This is a genomic window from Sphingopyxis sp., from assembly GCF_035686825.1.
Lineage (GTDB): Bacteria > Pseudomonadota > Alphaproteobacteria > Sphingomonadales > Sphingomonadaceae > Sphingopyxis.
Window position 1 is genome coordinate 777987 of the sequence record NZ_DASRYZ010000006.1, and the last position, 20355, is coordinate 798341.

19 protein-coding genes and 1 tRNA gene are annotated in these 20355 nt (G+C 65.1%); 11 read left to right on the top strand and 9 right to left on the bottom strand.

Going from position 1 to position 20355, the window contains the following annotated elements; genetic code table 11:
- Positions 1 to 145 precede the first annotated feature (145 nt).
- The gene (locus VFG17_RS17185; RefSeq protein WP_325030580.1) at positions 146 to 1222 is read left to right on the top strand and encodes an MBL fold metallo-hydrolase; all 1077 of its coding nucleotides are present in this window, start codon (positions 146 to 148) and stop codon (positions 1220 to 1222) included.
- Here the strand turns inward: VFG17_RS17185 and VFG17_RS17190 are convergent.
- The 5 genes from VFG17_RS17190 to VFG17_RS17210 form a co-directional block, all read right to left on the bottom strand.
- Positions 1219 to 2124, bottom strand: a complete 906-nt coding sequence (locus tag VFG17_RS17190; protein ID WP_325030581.1) for a PAS domain-containing protein — start codon at positions 2122 to 2124, stop codon at positions 1219 to 1221. The genes VFG17_RS17185 and VFG17_RS17190 overlap by 4 nt on opposite strands.
- Positions 2125 to 2243: 119 nt before the next feature.
- A complete protein-coding gene (locus VFG17_RS17195; protein WP_325030582.1) occupies positions 2244 to 3872 on the bottom strand; it encodes a TadG family pilus assembly protein in 1629 nt (542 codons plus the stop codon).
- A gap of 2 nt (positions 3873 to 3874) precedes the next feature.
- Positions 3875 to 4318, bottom strand: a complete 444-nt coding sequence (locus VFG17_RS17200) for a TadE/TadG family type IV pilus assembly protein (protein ID WP_325030583.1) — start codon at positions 4316 to 4318, stop codon at positions 3875 to 3877.
- A gap of 168 nt (positions 4319 to 4486) precedes the next feature.
- Positions 4487 to 5362: a glutathione-dependent disulfide-bond oxidoreductase gene (yghU, locus tag VFG17_RS17205; RefSeq protein ID WP_325030584.1), complete on the bottom strand. Its 876-nt coding sequence runs from the start codon at positions 5360 to 5362 to the stop codon at positions 4487 to 4489.
- Positions 5363 to 5436: 74 nt separating this feature from the next.
- Positions 5437 to 6615 (bottom strand): CoA transferase, encoded by a 1179-nt coding sequence (locus VFG17_RS17210; protein ID WP_325030585.1) that lies wholly within the window; start codon positions 6613 to 6615, stop codon positions 5437 to 5439.
- A gap of 141 nt (positions 6616 to 6756) precedes the next feature.
- Here VFG17_RS17210 and VFG17_RS17215 point away from each other — a divergent pair, with 141 nt between their 5' ends.
- The 3 genes from VFG17_RS17215 to VFG17_RS17225 all read left to right on the top strand — a co-directional run bounded on the left by VFG17_RS17215 (position 6757) and on the right by VFG17_RS17225 (position 11022).
- Entirely contained in the window at positions 6757 to 9990 is a 3234-nt protein-coding gene (locus tag VFG17_RS17215; protein WP_325030586.1) for an amidohydrolase family protein, read from the top strand.
- A gap of 10 nt (positions 9991 to 10000) precedes the next feature.
- Positions 10001 to 10834 (top strand): alpha/beta hydrolase, encoded by an 834-nt coding sequence (locus VFG17_RS17220; protein WP_325030587.1) that lies wholly within the window; start codon positions 10001 to 10003, stop codon positions 10832 to 10834.
- 98 nt (positions 10835 to 10932) lie between these two features.
- Positions 10933 to 11022 (top strand) — tRNA-Ser (locus VFG17_RS17225).
- Positions 11023 to 11085: 63 nt separating this feature from the next.
- Here the strand turns inward: VFG17_RS17225 and VFG17_RS17230 are convergent.
- Positions 11086 to 11709: a Yip1 family protein gene (locus tag VFG17_RS17230; RefSeq protein WP_325030588.1), complete on the bottom strand. Its 624-nt coding sequence runs from the start codon at positions 11707 to 11709 to the stop codon at positions 11086 to 11088.
- A gap of 178 nt (positions 11710 to 11887) precedes the next feature.
- Here VFG17_RS17230 and hspQ point away from each other — a divergent pair, with 178 nt between their 5' ends.
- A complete protein-coding gene (hspQ, locus tag VFG17_RS17235; RefSeq protein ID WP_325030589.1) occupies positions 11888 to 12262 on the top strand; it encodes a heat shock protein HspQ in 375 nt (124 codons plus the stop codon).
- Between the two features lie 9 nt (positions 12263 to 12271).
- On the opposite strand, the gene VFG17_RS17240 is transcribed toward hspQ, so the two are convergent.
- On the bottom strand, positions 12272 to 13144 hold the full coding sequence (locus VFG17_RS17240; RefSeq protein ID WP_325030590.1) for an ABC transporter permease: 873 nt from the start codon (positions 13142 to 13144) through the stop codon (positions 12272 to 12274).
- Positions 13145 to 13262: 118 nt separating this feature from the next.
- Here VFG17_RS17240 and VFG17_RS17245 point away from each other — a divergent pair, with 118 nt between their 5' ends.
- On the top strand, positions 13263 to 13940 hold the full coding sequence (locus tag VFG17_RS17245; RefSeq protein WP_325030591.1) for a GcrA family cell cycle regulator: 678 nt from the start codon (positions 13263 to 13265) through the stop codon (positions 13938 to 13940).
- 10 nt (positions 13941 to 13950) lie between these two features.
- Positions 13951 to 14349: a PaaI family thioesterase gene (locus VFG17_RS17250; RefSeq protein ID WP_325030592.1), complete on the top strand. Its 399-nt coding sequence runs from the start codon at positions 13951 to 13953 to the stop codon at positions 14347 to 14349.
- A 56-nt stretch (positions 14350 to 14405) separates the two neighbouring features.
- On the opposite strand, the gene VFG17_RS17255 is transcribed toward VFG17_RS17250, so the two are convergent.
- Positions 14406 to 15242 (bottom strand): outer membrane protein, encoded by an 837-nt coding sequence (locus VFG17_RS17255; protein WP_325030593.1) that lies wholly within the window; start codon positions 15240 to 15242, stop codon positions 14406 to 14408.
- A 171-nt stretch (positions 15243 to 15413) separates the two neighbouring features.
- Between VFG17_RS17255 and parE the strand changes: the two genes are divergently transcribed.
- The 4 genes from parE to VFG17_RS17275 all read left to right on the top strand — a co-directional run bounded on the left by parE (position 15414) and on the right by VFG17_RS17275 (position 19954).
- Entirely contained in the window at positions 15414 to 17393 is a 1980-nt protein-coding gene (gene parE, locus VFG17_RS17260; RefSeq protein WP_325030594.1) for a DNA topoisomerase IV subunit B, read from the top strand.
- An 82-nt stretch (positions 17394 to 17475) separates the two neighbouring features.
- Positions 17476 to 18000 (top strand): sigma-70 family RNA polymerase sigma factor, encoded by a 525-nt coding sequence (locus VFG17_RS17265; RefSeq protein WP_325030595.1) that lies wholly within the window; start codon positions 17476 to 17478, stop codon positions 17998 to 18000.
- A complete protein-coding gene (locus VFG17_RS17270; RefSeq protein ID WP_325030596.1) occupies positions 17997 to 18590 on the top strand; it encodes a hypothetical protein in 594 nt (197 codons plus the stop codon). The genes VFG17_RS17265 and VFG17_RS17270 overlap by 4 nt, the downstream gene beginning before the upstream one ends.
- The gene (locus VFG17_RS17275) at positions 18587 to 19954 is read left to right on the top strand and encodes a serine hydrolase (RefSeq protein WP_325030597.1); all 1368 of its coding nucleotides are present in this window, start codon (positions 18587 to 18589) and stop codon (positions 19952 to 19954) included. Before VFG17_RS17270 ends, VFG17_RS17275 begins: the two co-directional genes overlap by 4 nt.
- Here the strand turns inward: VFG17_RS17275 and VFG17_RS17280 are convergent.
- The gene (locus VFG17_RS17280; protein WP_325030598.1) at positions 19872 to 20339 is read right to left on the bottom strand and encodes a YkgB family protein; all 468 of its coding nucleotides are present in this window, start codon (positions 20337 to 20339) and stop codon (positions 19872 to 19874) included. The two genes, VFG17_RS17275 and VFG17_RS17280, sit on opposite strands and share 83 nt — an antisense overlap.
- Positions 20340 to 20355 lie beyond the last annotated feature (16 nt).

A 20355-nucleotide genomic window follows, 5' to 3' on the forward strand; every position in this document is an offset into this window, starting at 1 on the left:
CATCGGCGCTCTTATAGTGGGCGCTCACCTTTACGTAAACGGCAAGTTGCTACTTGCAACCTTCCTTGCCCCGATGATTGCGCCTATCATCCCCGCTTGTCCAGCATGTGCGACAAGCCGCGTGCGGACCGGGAGGGGGCGAAGTATGACCAGAAATCAGCGGGCCGCGCTGTGGATCGCGGCGATCATCGGCGTCGGGGCGCTGTCAGCATGGCTGTTCCAGCGGCCGATCGGCATGTGGCTTTTCGACCGAGCCGTCGAGCGCGGCGTCGCGCGCGATCCGCTCGCCGCCCTCCCCGACGGACTGCATGTCGGCCTGTGCGGCACCGGTTCGCCGCTTCCGGCGCGCGAACGCGCGGCGTCCTGCACCGTCGTCATCGCGGGCAAGGCGATGTTCGTCGTCGATGCGGGCGAAGGCGCGGCGCGCAATATTTCGCTGATGGGGCTGCCTAATGGGCAAATCCGGGCGCTTTTCCTCACGCATTTTCACTCGGACCATATCGACGGCATGGGTCCGATGATGCTGCTGCGTTGGACCGCCAGCGGGAACCGCTCGCCCCTACCCGTCCATGGCCCGACGGGCGTCGAGGGGGTGATCGCGGGGTTCAACGCCGCCTACACGCTCGACAATGGCTATCGCACCGCGCACCATGGTGCCCAGATCACGCCGCTCGCCGCCGCCGGAGCGATCGCGATGCCTTTCGACGTTCCGGCCTCGCCGACGGTAGTTTATGATGCCGGGGGGCTCCGCGTCACCGCCTTCGCGGTCGATCATCGCCCGGTGCAGCCCTCGGTCGGCTATCGCTTCGACTATAAAGGGCGCAGCGTCGTGATCAGCGGCGATACGGCCGCGTCCAGATCACTCGAAACCGCCTCGCAGGGCGCCGACCTGCTGATCCACGAGGCGCTCCAGCCAAAGATGGTGAAGACGCTCGCCGCACAACTCGACAACGTCGGCCGCAAACAAACCGCGCAGATCATGCGCGACATCCTCGATTATCACGCGAGCCCGGCGCAAGCGGCCGACAGCGCACGCACCGCGGGGGTGAAGATGCTCGTGCTCAGCCATGTGGTGCCGTCGATGCCGTCGCCCTATCTGAACGCGGCGTTTCTCGACGGGGCCGAGGATCATTTCGACGGACCGATCATCGTTGGCGAGGACGGCGAATATTTCTCGCTGCCCGCGAACGGCACGGCAATCGAACGCGGACGCTGGTTTTAGGGCCTGTCCTGAAGTCGCGTAACGAGCACGACGGCGCCCTCGCTGGCATAGGGGCCGCGCACCTCCACGATCGTCAGATTGACGTCGACGGCCGACCCGTCGCGCGTCACCATCTGTGAAGCGAGGCGGGCCGGATCCCCCGAGCGGAAGACCGATTCGAGCGCATCGACGAAGACGGCGCGCTGCCTGACGGGTAGAAGCGCGGAAAAGCGCACGCGGCGGATCGCAGCCGGATCGACGCCGACCAGTGCGGTGAGCATCGCATTCGCCGACTCCACCGTTTCACGGACCGAAATGCTGGCGTGACCGATGCCGCCATCGATCTCGATTGCACTCAGCATCGCAGCCCGCATGCCGCCGGCCGCGACATCCTCCATCGCTTCGCTGATGTCGCGCAGCACGATCGCACCGCCGACCGGCGCCGGAACCAGATCGACGTGCAGCCATTGGCGCGGTCGCAGCAGCCCGGGCAGATCGCCCGAGAAACGTTCCCTGTGGCCCAGCAGGCGCACGATATGATGGCTGACAAGACTGTCGCCGAACGAAGGCAGGGCGGCGATCAGCGCCTCGCCGATCAGGCCGGCCGCCGGCATTTCGAGCATATCGGACGCCGCGGGATTGACCGCGACGATGCGCCGCTGCCGGTCGATCAGGATCACCCCGTCGCGAACCGATTCGACAAGACCGGCAAGCGAAGCCTGCAACATATCCGAAGCCGTCGCGACATCGCGGGCGGTCTTGTCGCCCAGACGACGATAATCGTCGAGCGAGATCAGCACATGCGCGTCCTTGCCGTGATGCGTCACGACGACGGGCTTGCGCGCCGACTGCAATCGCCAATTGGCAAAGCCGCGAATGAAATCCGCCGCCGATACGCGCTGTGGTTCTTGTGCCGTCGCCACCATATCCCCCGAAAACCCGTCCATCCCCTACCCCCATAACTCGGCGGCCGACTGCTTTCGGTCTGGAAGGGATCAATCGGTCGCCTGTTGTGTCCGCAACGGCACCACTCTGCGTGCGATCAGACCAGCCGCGCCTTGCCGCAGCGCAGCGCATTGACCCGCGTATCGGCCTGCCCGACCTGCAGGCCGAGCAGGCCCGTCAGGTCCGATAGCACGCTGTCGAGCACCGGCGCCGCGAGCGCGACCGTTTCGCCGACGACGTTCGTCAACGCTTTCAGGTTCAGCCCAAGGCCGAGGACGTTGACGTCGAGTTCCATATCGTCCGCGAGCGACCCCGCCGCGCCCGCGACCAGCCCGGTGCTCGACACCGTCTTCACCCGCCCTTCGTCGATCTCGCTGCGCGAAAAGGCGACGGGCTTTTCATCGAGGTCGGACAGGGTCAGTTCGGCCCGTGCGTCGACGCTGACGAGCGGCAATTTCACTACGCGCGCGGGCTGCGGGTCGAGCTGCCGCTGCATGTCCTGAAAATCGTCATTGGGCACCGTCCCGATTGCCACCATCGCCGGCGAGGTCACAACGCCAAGCGAGACGGCGGCGTTGCTGTTCGGCGCACAATCGATGTCGGTGATCCGCGCCGACGCCGACCCGAGCTCGGCGAGCAACGGCACATGGACGCTGGCAAGCGGCGTGGAAACCCGCGTGTCGACCTTCAGCCGGACCTGCGCGGTGCGAACGATAACATCATTGGTATCGGTCACCGCGATGAGCGGCGAATCGGCGGGCGGCTCGCCGACGAGTAGCGCGATATCGACGCCCGATCCGCCGGGCAGGCTGCCCGCGAGCGACAGGTCGACCTGGCGGTTGGCATTGCCGAGGAGCAGCATCGTGCGAAGCAGGCTGAGCGCATTGACCTTGACCGGATTGGCGGCGTCGATGCGGATGCTCGACGAGCGCGGACCGAGGTCGATCGCCCGCGACGGCAGCAGCGCGCGCGGCAGCGCGCTATCGGCGATATGTTCGAGCGCGCTCGCCGCCTGCCCGTCCGACGCGCTCGCCAGCGCCGATACCACCTGCGGCAGCGTCGCCTGCGTGTTCAGCGTCTGACCGAAGGTCAACACATCGGCATCGAGTTCGGTGCGGAGCGCGTCCGAAAAGGCGAGCAGGTCGATGTCGGTGCTGGCGAGCGCATTATAATCCATCACCGAAAGATTGACCTCGCTGCCGGTCAGGCTCGACAACAGCGCGTTGGGCAGGCCGCCGTTCAGCGCCGCGACGCGCGATCCGAGCGAAAAGGCGGCATAGCCGCGCCGTGCGCCCGTCGCGGTCGCGCGGATGATGCTGTCCTGCCGGCCCGTCAGGAAGCTGCCGAAGAACAGCGGGCGATCGCGCATCAGCGTGATGCGTATCGCGTTCGGCGACGCGCCGCCGCCGGTGAAACGCAGCTCGGCCTGAACCGAGGGGTCCGCCGCATAGGTGCCCGGCGTCAGCGCGGCGATTTCGATGCCGCAATCACAATTGGCCGCGATGATCCGTTCCGCCGCCGCAAGCTCCTCGCCGGGCCGCCCCGCCGCCGCCATCGCGGCGGCGTCGGCGATCCCCTGCAATTTACGGCGATCGAGATAGAGCGAGCCGAGGTCGACCGCAAAAGCCGCCGACCCGATCAGCATAGCCATGCCGAAGGCGGTCGTGATGCTGATGCTCGCGCGGCGGCTGCGGACGAGGCGGCGAAGAAAGGAGGGGCGCGCCACGATCAATCGACCGGCAATTCGAAGGTCGCGCGGGCGTGGATGACATGGTCCGGCGACGGAACGAGGCTCGAGCGCAAGAGGCTGCCCTGCGGCGCGGTATAGGTGACGGCGACGGTAATCGCCTCGCTCGTCTCGGAGACCGCGACGCTGTGCGTGCCGCCGACGGCCTGCAGGCTGCGCGCCACCGCGCGGGTCGCGACCGCGCTGCGGTCGGCGGCGTCGAGCCCGACGATCGAGGCCCGCGCACCATCGTTCGCGGCCTGCTGCACATCATGCGCGAGCATGAAATATTGGCCGTAGACGAGAATGCCCATCAGCAACGCGAGGAGCAGTGGCAGCACCAGCGCCATTTCGACGATGGCGGCGCCGCGCTCTTCGCGCGCCAGGGTAAGGCCTGTGACGCCCATCTTGCGAATGCGCCGCGAAATTCTGCTGGAGCCGGTCATGCAGCCAGAATGGCGCGGGCGAATGAAAGCGGCGTCGAGAAGACCCGACGCCGCTTTTATGTATTTTGCAGGATTTCGCCGCGCATCATGTCGCGGCGATCAGCGGCATGGCGGCAGCTATTGCGGGATCGTTAATCGCCGCAATATTCCGCTGTGCGCAAAATGCGCTTATTCGGCGCCCTCCAGCTTGTCCTGCGTGCGCAGATCGAAGTCCGACGCGTCGTGGCGTTCGCGAAGCTGGCTCGCCGGATCGCCGGTCACGCGGTTGACCATGCGCCCGCGCCTGACCGCCGGGCGCGTCGCAAGCTGGTCGGTCCAGCGCTGGACATGCTTATACTCGTCGACCTGCAGAAATTCGCCCGCGTCATAGACGAGCCCCTTGGCGAGCGCGCCATACCAGGGCCAGATCGCCATGTCGGCGATCGTATAGTCGGTGCCCGCGATATATTCATGTTCCGCGAGGCGCCGGTCGAGCACGTCGAGTTGGCGCTTCACCTCCATCGCGTAGCGATTGATCGGATATTCCTGCTTCGTCGGCGCATAGGCGTAGAAATGGCCGAAGCCGCCGCCGAGGAAGGGCGTGCTGCCCATCTGCCACATCAGCCACGATAGCGTCTCGGCGCGCGCCGCCGGTTCGGTCGGCAGGAAGGCGCCGAATTTTTCGGCGAGATGGATCAGGATCGCCCCCGATTCGAATATGCGGATCGGCTCGGCGCCGCTGCGGTCGACAAGTGCGGGAATCTTGCTGTTCGGATTGGCGCCGACGAAGCCGCTCGAAAACTGGTCGCCCTCGCCGATGTTGATCAGCCACGCGTCATATTCGGCGCCGCTGTGTCCCGCCGCGAGCAGTTCCTCGAGCATCACCGTGACCTTCACCCCATTGGGCGTGCCGAGCGAGTAAAGCTGGAGCGGATGCTTGCCGACCGGCAGCTCCTTGTCGTGCGTCGGCCCCGCGACGGGCCGGTTGATATTGGCGAAACGTCCGCCGCTTTCCTTATCCCACGTCCAGATTTTCGGCGGCACATATTCGCGGTTATCGGTCATCGGGGGCTCCTCAGCTGATTTTTATACTGACCGGTAACTTAATGGGCGATTGCCGTTTGTCCACCCTCCCCGGCTCAAATAATCCTTGCCGCGCGCAAAGCGGTGACCGCTTCGGCATCATAACCGAGCTCGGCGAGGATCGCGTCGCTATGCTCGCCGACGCACGGTGCGCGCGCCGGATCGACCTTGTCGCTTCCGGAAAGATGGATCGGTGCGCGGATCACCGGGACGGGTGCCGCCGCTCCCGGATAATCGACCGGCTCGACCAGTCCCATCGCCGCCACCTGCGGCTGCGCGAGTGCCTCGCCCGCGCGCAGCACCGGCGCGGCGGGAACGCGCGCGGCGGCGAGTTCGGCGATCGCGTCGGCGCTTGTCCGCTCGATGCACCAGCACTGCATGATCGCGCTGAGTTCCTCGCCATTGTCGCCGCGCAAAATATCGCTGGCATAAAGCGGATCGTCGATCAATTCGGGGCGCCCGACGAGTTCGGCCCAGCGCGCGAAGATGCCGCTGCCGACGATCTGGGTGACGATCCAGCCGTCGCGGGTGCGGAAAATGTCGGTCGGCCCCGAACTGAAAGCGCGATTGCCGATCGGCTGGCGGTCGATGCCGTTCAGCGCATGGTCGATGGTGAGCGCGTTCGACAGCGCCAGCGCGGTGCCGAGCAGCGATCCCGACACGCACTGCCCCTTCCCCGTCGCCTCGCGTTCGCGCAGCGCGAGCATGATGCCGAAAGCGCAGTGGAGCGCGGTGCCGAAATCGACATAATTGACCTGCGCGCGATAGGGCTGGTCGGGCGTGCCCGTGAGTTGCACCGTTCCCGACATCGCCTGCCCGACCGCGTCGAAGCCGACGCGGCTGGCGAGCGGCCCCTCGCTGCCGAACGCCGATGCGGTCGCAAGGATGATGCGCGGGTTGATCGCGGAAATACTGTCGTAATCGAGGCCCAGTTTGACCAGCGCGTCGTGCGGGAGGTTGGCGATCACGACATCGGCGGTTTCGACCAGGCGGCGGACGATCTCGCGCCCCTCGGCGCTGCCGGGCTTCAAGGTCAGGCCGCGCTTGGCGCGGTTCATCTGCATGAACATCGCGCCCGATCCGTCTTCGGCAACCGGCACCGTATAGCGATCGTCGTTACCGCCCGGCGCCTCGATCCGGATCACGTCGGCGCCATAATCGGCGAGCAGCGCCGCACAATAGGGGCCAGCGATATAGCGGCCGAAATCCAGTACCCTGATCCCTTTTAGCGGCACGCCTCGCCCTCCCGGTCATAGTCTTTCGACCGGGCTAGCAGCCGCCCGTCGAGCCTGCCAGCGCCTTCGTCGAAAGCTGCCGCTTGCATGTTCGCGCCCGGACCATATGCTCGGCACATAATTTCAAACGGGGATAATTTCATGGCGCGCTTCGCTCTCGCCCTTGCGGCGGCTTTGGCTTGTTCAACCTCGGTCTGGGCGCAAGCCGCGCCCGATGCCGACACGAAGAAGGAGGACAAGTGGGACGTTAACGCCCCGCCGGGCCTCGCGACGCGCAAGGTCCAACTGTCGGTCGACGAGGGCAGCTGGATGAACGTCGATGTCGCGCCCGACGGCCGCACGATCGCCTTCGACCTGCTCGGCGACATCTATACGATGCCGATCGAGGGCGGCACGCCGACGCGGATCGCCGAGGGGCTCGCTTATGAGCATCAGCCGCGTTTCTCGCCCGACGGCAAGCGCATCGCCTTTGTCTCCGACCGCGCGGGCGGCGACAATATCTGGCTGATGAACCGCGATGGCAGCGACAAGCGCCAGATTTCGAAGGAAGATTTCCGCCTGCTCAACCAGCCGAGCTGGTCGCCCGACGGCCAGTTCCTCGTCGCCAAGAAGCATTTCACCACGGGCCGCTCGCTCGGCACCGGCGAGGTGTGGATGTATCATGTGTCGGGCGGCGCGGGCGTGCCGCTGGTCAAAAAGCCCAATGAACAGCATCAGAAGGAACTGGGCGAACCGATCTTCGCCGCCGACGGCAAGAGCGTCTTTTATACGCGCAACGTCACGCCCGGGCCGATCTTTGAATATGCGCAGGACAGCAACACCGACCTGTTCCACATCGAAAACTACAGCCTCGAGGATGGCGAAATCAGCACCGCCGCGTCGGGGCCCGGCGGCGCGGTGCGTCCGACGCCGTCGCCTGACGGCAAGCGCCTCGCCTTTGTGCGGCGCGAGGGGACGCAATCGAAGCTCTACGTCAAGGACCTCGCCTCGGGCGTCGAGCGGAAGGTCTATGACGCGCTCGATCAGGATGTGCAGGAAACCTGGGCGGTCACCGGGGTCTATCCGAATATGGCGTGGACTCCCGACAGCCGCGAAATCGTCTTCTGGGCCGGCGGCAAGCTGCGCCGCGTGAGCGGCAACGGCGGCGAGGCGCGGATCATCCCGTTCGCGATCAACGATGATCGCGTGATCGTCGATGCGACGCATCCGGCGGTCGAGGTCGCCCCCGACAGCTTTGCGACAAAAATGCCGCGCTGGGCCGAAGTGTCGCCCGACGGCCGCAACGTCGTCTTCGAAACGCTCGGCAAGCTCTGGGTCAAGCCCGCGAACGGCGGCAACGCCCGGCGGCTGACGAGCGCCAAGGACGCCGCGATGGAATTGTGGCCGAGCTGGTCGCGCGACGGCAAGTCGATCGTGTTCGTGCGCTGGACCGACGCGGGTCTGGGCGAAATCCACGTCACCGGCGCGAGCGGCGGCGCGTCGCGCAAGGTGACGACGGCGCCGGGCCATTATGCAGAACCACGCTTCTCGCCCGACGGCAAGACGATCGTGTTCGAACGGCGCGGCGGCGGCGGGCTCACCTCGGGTCGCTGGGGCGAAGATCCCGGCGTCTATCGCATCGCTGCTGCGGGCGGCACCGCCGAACGGATCGCGAGCGATGGCGCCAAGCCGCAATTCGGCGCGGCTAGCGACCGGGTGTTCATGGTCACCGCGGAGGGCGGCAAGAGCCAGCTTGTCAGCACCGACCTTCATGGGCAGGACAAGCGTGTCCATGCCAACGGCGAGCTCGTCAGCGATTACGAGATTTCGCCTGACGGCCGCACGCTCGCCTTCCGGCAGAATTACGACGCCTATGTCACGCCGTTGATGCCCGGCGGGCAGGATGTGTCGCTCGGCACCAAGAGCGCGGCGCTTCCCGTTACCCGCGTTTCAGGCAGCGGCGCCGAATATATGCACTGGTCGGACGGCGGCCGCCGCCTCCACTGGAGCCGCGGCGCGACGCTGCTCGGCGCCGATCTCGCAAGCCTCTTCGCGAACGCGCCCCTCGACGAAAAGGCGCCGAAATTCACTCCGCCGACCGATGGCGTATCGCTGTCAATGACGCGCGAGGTGGCGAAGCATGAAGGTGTCGTCGTCATCACCGGCGCCAAGATCGTGACGATGGCCGACAAGGACGGCGGCGTGATCGAGAACGGCGCGATCGTCATCGACGGCGACCGCATCACCGCGGTCGCCCCCGCTGGATCGATCACCGTTCCCGCGGGCGCAGTGACGGTCGATGCGACCGGCAAGACGATCGTCCCCGGCTTCGTCGATGCGCACGCGCACGGCTCGCACGGCGAGGATGAGCTGGTGCCGCAGCAGAATTGGTCGGAGATCGTCAACCTCGCGATGGGCACGACGACGAGCCACAATCCCTCGTCGCGCGCGTCGGAGATTTTCGTGTCGTCCGAAATGCAGCGCGCGGGCCTGATCCTCGCGCCGCGCATCTTTTCGACGGGTGAGGTCATCTATGGCGCCAAGGCGGCGGGCGTCTATGCCGAGATCAACGGCTATGACGACGCGCTCGCACACGTCCGCCGGTTGAAGGCGCAGGGCGCGCACAGCGTCAAAAATTACAACCAGCCGCGCCGCGACCAGCGGCAGATGGTCGTCAAGGCGGCTCAAATGGAAGGCATGACCGTCGTGCCCGAGGGCGGGTCATTGTTCACGCAAGACGTGACGCTGATCCAGGACGGCAACTCGACCGTCGAGCACAACATCCCGCTCGACATCTTTTACAAGGACCTCGTCCAGCTGTGGGGCCAGACGCAGGTCGATTACACCCCGACGCTGGTCGTCACCTATGGCGGCCCCGCCGGCGATCCCTATTGGCGCGCGCATACGAACGTCTGGGAGCATCCGATCCTGACGAAGCATATCCCGCCGGCCGAACTCGCCGCGAACAACAAGCGCCGCGTGATCGCCCCCGAAAGCGACTATGTCGACGATGATTCGGCGCGCGAGGCGGGCAAGATCGCCGCGGCGGGCCGCATGGTGTCGATCGGCGCGCACGGCCAGCAGTCGGGGCTTGGCGCGCATTGGGAAATCTGGTCGTTCGTCCGCGGCGGCTGGAGCAATATCGACGCGCTGCGCGCCGCGACGATCATGCCCGCGACCTCATTGGGTTATGCGAAGGATGTCGGCTCGCTCGAGGCGGGCAAGCTCGCCGATCTGGTGATTCTCGACGCCGATCCGACGCAGGACATCCGCAACACCGAGAAAATCCACCGCGTGATGCTCGGCGGGCGGCTCTATGATCCGCTGACGATGAACGAGGTCGCGACGGGCGACCGCACCCGCGCTCCCTATTGGTGGGAGGCTGACAAGCCCTGATCTGAAACAAATGCTGTTCACCGAAATCTGTTTCACAGGTGATGATGGATGCGAGCTGCGAGCATGGGTTTCGCAGCCCTGCCCGAAGATCGACAATCCGACTCCGATCGTCCTTCTCCACGGCGGGGGCCCCGATCATCGGATGTTCCTGCCGCTGGCGGAGAGCATGCCCGGCGATTTCACGGTCATCCTGCCCGACATTCGCGGTTATGGCCGGTCGCTGTGCCGCGACGCTTCGTGCCACCGGTGGAGCCAATATGCGTCCGATGTCATCGCTTTGTTGGACGCATTGGGCGTCTCGCGTGCCATCATAGGCGGCGCCGGGCTCGGCGGAACCATCGCCCTGCGTGTCGCGGTCGAGCACCCCGGACATGTTTTGGCGGTAGTGGTGATCGGACTCGAGGATATCGAGGATGACGAGGCGAAGCAGGCTGAAATCCGCTTGATGGACGAATTCGCCGAGCGGGCCAGACGGGATGGCATAGCGGCGGCGTGGGAACCGCTCTTTCCGCATTTATCGCCGGTCATCGGAACGCTGGTCCGCGACGCCATTCCGCGATCCGATCCGGCAAGCATCGCCGCAGCCGCCGCGATCGGGCGTGATCGATCCTTCACAAGTCCGCACGAACTCGCCGCGATCGCCGTCCCCACGCTCCTGTTCCCGGGAGCGGATGCCAGACATCCCGAAGAATTGGCAAAGGCGGTGGCAGAAATCATCCCGAAGGCCGAGGTTGCCGGGGTTTCAATGTCGGACCGGATGGAAACCAGCGACGATTTTTCCCGCGCCTTTGGACCTGAAATCACACGCTTTGCCAGCAGAATCCGGAACGAGATCGACGGATAACAGCCCGCCTCCTATCCGGGCATGATAGAAATCGCCCTTTTGCGACTAGAGGGTTGCAACATCATCGGACCCCCGCTAGGGGCGTCTCCTCTCAGCGAGGAGAGTTGGCTGAGTGGTCGAAAGCGTCGCACTCGAAATGCGAAGTGCCGGCAACGGTACCGAGGGTTCGAATCCCTCACTCTCCTCCATTTTTCTGCATATTCGACCACAACCAACCGCCCCGGCCGAGACCGGGGCAGCGGATAATGGGCTCACCTGACCGTGACGAGCGACGGTGCCGCGAGGGCCCCGACGACGGCACCGACGATCAGGAAAAGCACTATATACACGATCACCACGACGACCGTGTAGCCGAGCGCCTTGTCCTGCGGCGCCTTCATCAGCACCGGCAGGCCGAGGTAAAGCAGATAAAGCCCGTATAGCGCGAAGAGGAGGCCGATGACCGCGAGCGCCGGCAATATCCCGAAAATGCCGCCGACCCAGCCGGCGGTCGCCGAATAGGCCGCGACCTTCAGCGCCTGCACCTGATCCTTCTGCCCGCCAAAATTGGGGGCGAGCCCGTCGATCACCAGCGCAAGGATGAAGACGGTCGCGAGCGACAGACCGTAAGAGACGATCGCCGAAACCAGCGCGGTCGCCAGCGGCGGATGGTAGGTTACGCCCAGCATCGTGATACCGAAAACCTGCCCGCCGATGAACCCGGCGAGCGGGCCGATCGCGGCAAGGACCAGTACATAGGGAATATAGATCGACTGCGTCGTCGCTGGCTCGGCCGCGATCACCGGCCAGGTCTCCTTGGGCTTGAGCAGGATATCCTTCGCGCGCTGAACAATTCCCGAAGCGGGTCCGGAGATATTGGGTGGTACGTCAGCCATAATGCTTCTCCCCTGAAGGTGCGGCCCGCAACCCGAACGGGAAATGCACAAGCCAGAGGAGCAATTTAGCCCATATGGCCAATGCATCTGTAACGCTGATCACAGCCGATTCGGCAAACCGCGGCCAGTGCGAATGTAACGGACTTGAAACGTGCGTAAACAGCCATAGATTGACCATATGACACCCGAGTCCTCTTCCGAACTTCCCGCCGCCGTTACTGCCCCGCTGATCGGCCGCGCGCGCTTTGCGCCGGGCGACATCGTGCGACACCGCATGTTCGACTTTCGCGGCGTCGTGTTCGACATCGACCCCGTCTTTGCGAACACCGACGAATGGTATGAGGCGATCCCCGAGGAAATTCGTCCGGCCAAGGAACAGCCCTATTACCATTTGCTCGCCGAAAACGGCGATTCATCCTATATCGCCTATGTCAGCCAGCAGAATCTCGTCGCCGACGGCGACGGCGGGCCGATCGATCATCCGCAGATCGAAGCGATGTTCGACGGGCTCGATCACGGCCGCTACCGCGTCCGCGCGATCCATCGCCACTGAGCGCGATCGTCAGGCTTTCAGCTTCCAGCCCGACGCGAGCAGGCGATAGGTGATCACGCCGAGCAGGATATTGACCGCGACGAGCACGAGCGTTGCGGTCAGCACCGGATTGGCGATCGTCGAATCGACCGTCCCGATGAAGCCATAGCGAAAGCCCATGATCGCATAATAGACGGGGTTGCCGTGCGCGATCGTCTGGAACCAGGGCGCCAGCTTTTCGACCGAATAGAAGGTCCCCGACAGCAACGCGAGCGGCGTCACGACGAAATTGGTCACCGCAGCGGCATGGTCGAATTTTTCCGCCCACACCGACGTCATCAGGCCAAGAAAACCGAGCATCATCGCGCCGAGGATACCGAATAGCGCGACTGCCCACAAATGATCGGATCCGACATGGACGCCGGGCCAGAAGAGCATCGCGAGCCAAAGCGCCAGCCCGACGAGGATAGCGCGCGTGATCGCGGCGCCGACCAGCGCGATGATCAGTTCGCCGACCGCGAGCGGCGGCATCAGATAATCGACGATCGTCCCCTGGATCTTGCCGACCAGCAGCGAGAAGCTCGAATTGGCGAAGCTGTTCTGCAGCATCGCCATCATGATCAGACCGGGCGCGATGAAATCGGCGAAGGGCACGCCGATGACGGTGCGCCCCGCGCCGCCGAGCGCGACGGTGAAAATGACGAGGAACAGGAGCGTGGTGATCGCCGGAGCCCAGATTGTTTGCAGCTGGACCTTGAAAAACCGCCGCACCTCCTTGACATATAGGGCCTGCATACCCGGCACGTTCAGCGTGTGGATGTGCGGGACGCCGGGTTCGGCGAAAGTCGGAACCGCGCGGATATTCGCTGAGTCGGGGTTCGAAATTTGGGGCTGGTCGTTCATGGCGTTCTCGCCTATCGCCTCCCCGATCTTACCGCAAGCTGGGCCGTCACGACATCGATCCGAAAGGATCGCAATGCGGACGATATGGCCCGCGGCGTGGAATGATGAGGAACAATAGATGTCATGGACTGACGAGCGCATCGAACAGCTGCGCAACATGTGGGAAAAGGGCCTCACCGCCAGCCAGATCGCCGACGAACTCGGCGGGGTCAGCCGCAATGCGGTGATCGGCAAGGCGCATCGCCTCGGCCTGAAGTCGCGCCCCTCGCCGGTCAAGGCGACCGAAAAGGCTACCAAGCCGGTCAAGGCTGCGGCGCCGAAGCCTGCCGCGCCCTCCGCACCGCGTCCCGCGGCGCCGGCTGCGCCGCGCCCCGTGGCAGCGGCGCCAAAGGCCGAACCCAAGCCTCCCGTTCAGGCATCGAACGAGGATGGCGTCGAGGCCGCGCCCAAGCCCGACGCGCCGCGCATCGTTTCGATCGGCCCCGGCGGCTTTATCCGCCAGGGTCCCGGCGACCAGCAGGCGCCGATCCCGCCCGCGCCGCCGCGCCGGCTGGTGCCCGCGAAGCCGAGCCCCGAAATCGCCGACAAGACGAGCCTGCTCGACCTCAACGACCGCATCTGCCGCTGGCCGATGGGGCATCCGGGCGAACCCGATTTCCATTTCTGCGGCGAAGCGGTGAACCCCGGCTTCCCCTATTGCGTCGAGCATTGCGGGCGCGCCTATCAGGCGCAGCTGCCGCGCGGCACGCGCCGCCCGCCCCCGCCCCCGCCCTTTGGCGGTCCCCGGGTTCGCTGAGACGCGTCCGGTGAGGCCCTTCGGGCAGGATTTCGAATTCGCCCGCGCGCTCGGCCTGCAAATGGTCGAGCGCGGCGACGGGCGCTGCACCATGGCGATCGATATCGAGCGTGAGCGGCATTTCAACCCGCAGGGCGTCGCGCACGGCGGCGTCGCCTATTCGCTCGCCGATACCGCGATGGGCGGGGCGCTGTTCAGCACGCTGGACGATGGTTTCTGGTGCGCGACGCTGGAAATCAAGTTCAACTACCACGTCGGCGTGCGCGAAGGCCGGCTGACCTGCGACGCGAGCGTGCTGCACAAGGGCAAGCGCGTCGCCAACATCGACGCGCGCCTGTTCCAGCACGACCGCCTCGTCGCGAGCGCCAACGGCAATTTCGCGATCTTCGCCGCGCCGACCGCGCGATAGACAAGCGAAAGGCGCCGGATCGTTGACCCGGCGCCTCCCTTTCCGCTCCCAAGAGGTCAGAAGCGGTAGCTCAACGTCCCGCGCACGCTGTGCGTCTGGAAATTCGGGTCGCTGCGGCGGATATCGGTCCCGCCGCCGTTCAGCAGGAACGGGTTGGTCGCCGGGTCAGCGGTGCCGGCGCCGACGTTCACGACATAATCCTTGTCCTTGACGTCGGTGTACAGATATTCGAGCCCGAGGCCGATATTGTTCGTGACCATCACCTCGGCACCGCCGCCGACGGTATAACCCCAAGCATTGGTCTTGCCATTATCGTCGAAGCTGTTGGCGGTATTGGTCGTCACGAACTTGTTGTCGAGCCGCGCATATGCGCCGCCGCCCGTGACATAGAAGAGGGCGCCGCCGCCCGGCGTGTAGCCGGCACGCAGGCGGGCATTCGCCTGATAATCGGCCTCGCGGCTCATCGTATAGCTCGCCGGAGTGGTCGAAAAGCCGCTAACGCTGTCGCGTGCTTCGCTGCGGCCGCCTTCGATCACCGCGCCGAGCACGAAATTGCCCATGCGCTTGTCATAGCCGAGACGCCCGAAATATTCGGGGCCGTCCTTGTCGTTGCGGCAGCCGAGATTGGCGGTTCCGGTGGCTGCACCGTTACAGAAGCCCGGCGAGAAGGCATCGGTGCCGCCCACGGTCGTCACCTGATCGCCATAAGTGCCGTCCTGGTCGGTGTCGAAAATCAGGGTTTCACCGCGGTCGCTTCCCTGTAGCGAAGCGCCGCCGCCGATCGAGATATAAGGACCGTCGAAGTCCTGCGACGCATCGCGATTGTCCTGCGCGATGGCCGGAAAGGCAAACATGGAAGCCGTCGAAACGGCGAGGAGAGCTACGAATTTCATTGTTATTACTCCACTTTTTGATGACTTTGCAGTCGCCAGTGCAACCCGGCGGCGCCCGCCAAAGTTCCTTGCCCCGACCGAAATGCGATGAACCGAGCCCCCGGCGAGATGCGTATGCGCGGCCCAAAACCGCGCTTGCCAGCGCCCTTCCCCGCCCCTTATAGCCAATCCATGAGTCACGATTTGTTCGACGCCGCTAACCCCGCCACCGACAGCTACAACGCTTCGCAGATCGAGGTGCTGGAGGGGCTCGAACCCGTTCGCCGCCGCCCCGGCATGTATATCGGCGGCACCGACGAACGCGCGCTCCACCATCTCGCCGCCGAGGTCATCGACAATAGCATGGACGAGGCCGTCGCCGGCCACGCGACGCGCATCGAGATCACGCTCGACGTCGGCAACCGTCTGACCGTCGTCGACAACGGACGCGGCATGCCGGTCGACCCGCATCCGAAATTCCCGGGCAAGTCGGCGCTCGAAGTCATCATGACGATGCTCCATTCGGGCGGGAAGTTCGAGGGCAAGGCCTATGCGACCTCGGGCGGCCTCCACGGCGTCGGGGTCAGCGTCGTCAACGCCCTGTCGACCGACACGGTGATCGAAGTGGCGCGCAGCAAGCTGCTCTATCGCCAGCGTTTTTCGCGCGGTACCCCGCTCGGCGGGCTCGAGGAACTCGGCCCGACCCCCAACCGCCGCGGCACCAGCGTCTCCTTCGTCCCCGATCCCGAAATCTTCGGCGAGCATGGCCGGTTCAAGCCGCAGCGCCTCTATCGCATGGCGCGTTCGAAGGCCTATCTGTTCGCGGGCGTCGAAATCCGCTGGAAATGCGCGCCCGAGCTGATCGGCGACGACACGCCGGAGGAAGCGGTTTTCCAGTTTCCCGGCGGCCTCGCCGATCACCTGAAAGAACAGATCGGTACGCGCGAATGCGCGACCGCCGAGCCTTTCGTGGGGCGGCAGGAATTTCCGGGCGAACAGGGCCGCGCCGAGTGGGCGATCGCCTGGCCTTTGTGGTCGGACGGCTCTTACAGCTGGTATTGCAACACCATTCCGACCCCCGCGGGCGGCACGCACGAAGCGGGGCTGCGCGCGGCGCTCACCAAGGGGCTCCGCGCCTTCGGCGAGTTGATCGGGCAGAAGAAAGCGGCGCAGATCACCGCCGAGGACGTGTTCAACGGCGGCGAGATGATGCTGTCGGTCTTCATCCGCGATCCGCAGTTCCAGAGCCAGACCAAGGACCGGCTGTCGAGCCCCGAGGCCGCGCGCCTCACCGAAAATGCCGTGCGCGACCATTTCGACCATTTCCTGTCGGACAATATGGACCGCGGCCGCGCTTTGCTCGGACTCGTCCTCGACCGGATGGACGAGCGGCTGAAGCGCAAGGCCGAGCGCGAGGTCAAGCGCAAGACCGCGACGAGCGGGCGCAAGCTGCGGCTGCCCGGCAAGCTCACAGACTGTGCGAATGACGGCCCCGAAGGCACGGAATTATTTATTGTCGAAGGCGACAGCGCCGGCGGCAGCGCCAAGCAGGCGCGCGACCGTAAGACGCAGGCGATCCTGCCGATCCGCGGCAAGATACTGAACGTCGCAAGCGCCAGTGCCGACAAGATCCGCGCCAATCAGGAAATCGCCGACCTCGCACTCGCGCTGGGATGCGGGATGCGCAAGGATTGCGACGCCGATCGCCTCCGCTATGAAAAGATCGTGATCATGACGGACGCCGATGTCGACGGCGCGCATATCGCGACCTTGCTGATGACCTTCTTCTTTCAGGAAATGCCCGACATCGTGCGCGAGGGGCATGTCTATCTGGCGCAGCCGCCGCTTTATCGCCTCACCGCGGGCAATCTCTCGGCCTATGCGCGCGACGACGCGCACCGCGCCGAGCTCGAAGCCACGATGTTCAAGGGCAAGAAGGTCGAGGTCGGGCGCTTCAAGGGCTTGGGAGAAATGAACCCCAACCAATTGAAAGAAACGACGATGGATCCGGCGACGCGCTCGATGCTGCGCGTCACGCTGCCGCAGGAATATGAGGAACGGCATCAGGTCAAGGATCTGGTCGACCGGCTGATGGGCAAGCATCCCGAGCACCGTTTCCAGTTCATCCAAGCCAATGCCGCGACGCTCGACGAGGCGGCGATCGACGCCTGAGGAGAAAATTTTCGCGTCCCCGTCAGAAAGTCGCATCGCCCTCGACTAAAAGGGTATGCGACACGAAAAACCGGAGACCGACGTGGCCGAGGCGGATCAGGATCGGCTTTTCGCGGAAGTGATCGACCGCTTCGGCGGCGCACTCGCCCGTCTCGCGCGCGGCTATGAAGCCGATGCAGACCTGCGGCGCGACCTCGAACAGGAATTGCAGGTCGCGCTGTGGCAGAGCTTCGCCACCTTCGACGGCCGCTGCTCGCTCAGCACCTGGGTGTGGCGCGTCGCGCACAATCGTGCGACGTCGCACATGCTGGCGCGCAAGCGCCACGCGCAGCGCGGCTGGTCGTCGATCGAGGATGTCGAGATCGCCGACGTCGACGCCATCCCGTTCGAGCGCGCCGACAGCGACCGCGCGATGGCGCTGATCCTGTCGATCATCGACCGGCTCGATCCGCCCGACCGGCAGATATTGCTCCTCTATCTCGAGGGCGTTGCCGGTGCCGAGATCGGGGCGGTCACCGGCGTCTCAGCCGATGCGGTCGCGACCAAGATCCACCGTTTCAAATCCATGCTGACGCGCCGCTACGCGCAGGCCGGAGACGCATCATGACCCAGTTTTTCGACGACGACGGCCTACGCAGCCTGTGGCGGCAGGGCGGCACGGCGCTCGCCGCGCTGCCGCTCGCCGAGATCAAGGCGCGCGCCGCGACCTTCGACCGGGCGATCGGCCGGCGCAACCGGCGCGAATATGCCGCGACGCTGTTCGTCACGCTCATCTTCGGCCTCTACGCGCTGATTCTGCCCGAACCGCTCCTCAAGGCGGGTAGTCTGCTGGTGATCGCGGGTGGGTTCGTCATGGCGTGGCAATTGTCGCGGCGGACCTCGCGACCCGATCCGGACGCCGAGGCGACCGACATACGCGCCTATTACCGCGCCCGGCTGGCGACCGAGGAGCGGATGCTGGCGAGTGTCGGGATCTGGTATCTCGGGCCGCTGATTCCCGGCCTCGTGGTTTTCATGGCCGGCCTCGCCGCGGCGGGCGGCTTCGGCAGCGCGCTGGGCTTTGCGGCCTTCGCAGCGATCCCGGCGCTGATCTTCATCGGCATCTGGTTGCTCAACCGGCGCGCGGCCGCCATGCTGCGCGCGCAGATCGAACGGCTCGATGCGGTATCGCCCCCAACCGAAGGAAAAGAAAAATGAAATGCTTGCTGGCGCCGGTGCTGCTCGCCGCGGCCACCCTTTCCGGCGCGCCGTCGGCCGCCCATGCGATCCAGCCGCCCCAAGCCGCCCCGGCCCAAGGCAGCGCGTTCGAGCGGCGCGCGGCAGAGCTCGTCGACCTGCTTATCGGCAAGATCGCTTACGCCGATTATTTCGACGCGGCTTTCCAGAAGGCGGTTCCCAAAGAAAATTTCGATGCGATCACCGCCAGCCTTATCGCGCAATATGGCCAGCCAGTTTCGGTCGACAAGGCGACCTCCACCAACGGTCGCTCGGGCACCGTGTTGCTGCGGTTCGAGAAGGGCGTCGGCACCCTCTCGCTCGAGGTCGGCGCCGGGCGGGACGCGAAGGTGTTCGGGCTCGTTTTCACTAATTTCGAAATGGCGAACGACAGTTTCGACAAGGTCGCCGCCGAACTCGCCGCGCTGCCGGGGGCAACGGGTTTCCTCGTCGCCGAACTGGACGGTGCGGCCATCCGCCCGCTCGCGTCGGCGCATGCCGATACGCAATTCGCCGTCGGCTCGACCATCAAGCTCTATATCCTCGACGAACTCGCCGCCCAGATCGCGGCGGGCGAACGGAAATGGAGCGACGTCGCGCCGCTCTCGCACCTCAGCTTCTCGTCGGCGGGCACCGCGAACTGGCCGAAGGGCATGCCCGTCACGCTCCAGACGCTCGCCAACTGGATGATCTCGGTCAGCGACAATGGCGCGACCGACACGCTGATTCACCTGCTCGGCCGCGAACGCATCGAGGCGCGGATGAAGAGCGCGGGACACAGCGCGCCGTCGCGCAACATCCCGCTACTCACGACGGTCGAGGCGTTCGCGCTCAAGGGCAATAATTTCAACGACCTGCGCCCGCTCTTTATCAAGGGTGATGATGCCGCGCAGCGCCAGCTGATCGAGAGCAACCAGAACCGCCTCACGCTGTCGAACGTCGACGGCGTCAGTTTCGTCGAGGGTCCGCGCTTTATTGACAGCCTCGAATGGTTTGCGAGCCCGAACGATATCGCACGCGCGATGGCCGACCTCCGCGCACGCAAATCCGATACGACGATGTCGGCGCTCGCGATCAACAATGGCGTCGGCCCGGCGGCGGCCGAACCGTGGCGTTACCTCGGCTACAAGGGCGGTTCCGAAAACGGCGTATTGTCGATGAGCCTGCTCGGTGAGCGCAAGGCCGACGGGAAATGGTTCGTGGTTACGGCGAGCTGGAACGATCCGAAAGCCAATCTCGACGCCGGCCGGCTCGTCGGGCTTGTCACGCGGTTCCTCGCGCTCGCAGCGCGTGCCCCGCATGCAGCGCCACGGCCAGACACCCGGCCAGCAACACGGCGTCCTTGAACAGGAATTGTGCAACCGAACCCATGAATGGAAAGCCATAGCCTTCCTCCCACAGCGGGACGCCGAAACTGAAGCTGAGTGTGACGAGGAAGGTGCAAACTCCCATCAATCCGCCGAGCAGGCCCGCTCGATGCGACCACGCCCCCAGCGCGATCAATGCGCCGGTCAGCAATTCGATCGAACCGATGACATTGCTTGTTCCCTGAACGCCGATCAAAGGATACATCCACGAAAACAAGGGGTAATGCATCGCGATGCGCGCGACGCCCTCGGCTTCGTAGAGCGCGAATTTCGCGACGCCAAAGAAAGCGAAGACGAACACTATCGACCAGCGCAAAGCGGCGATGGCCAGAAGCTGCGACGGCAGCTTGTCCAAAATTTTCAACATGAATGACCCCCGA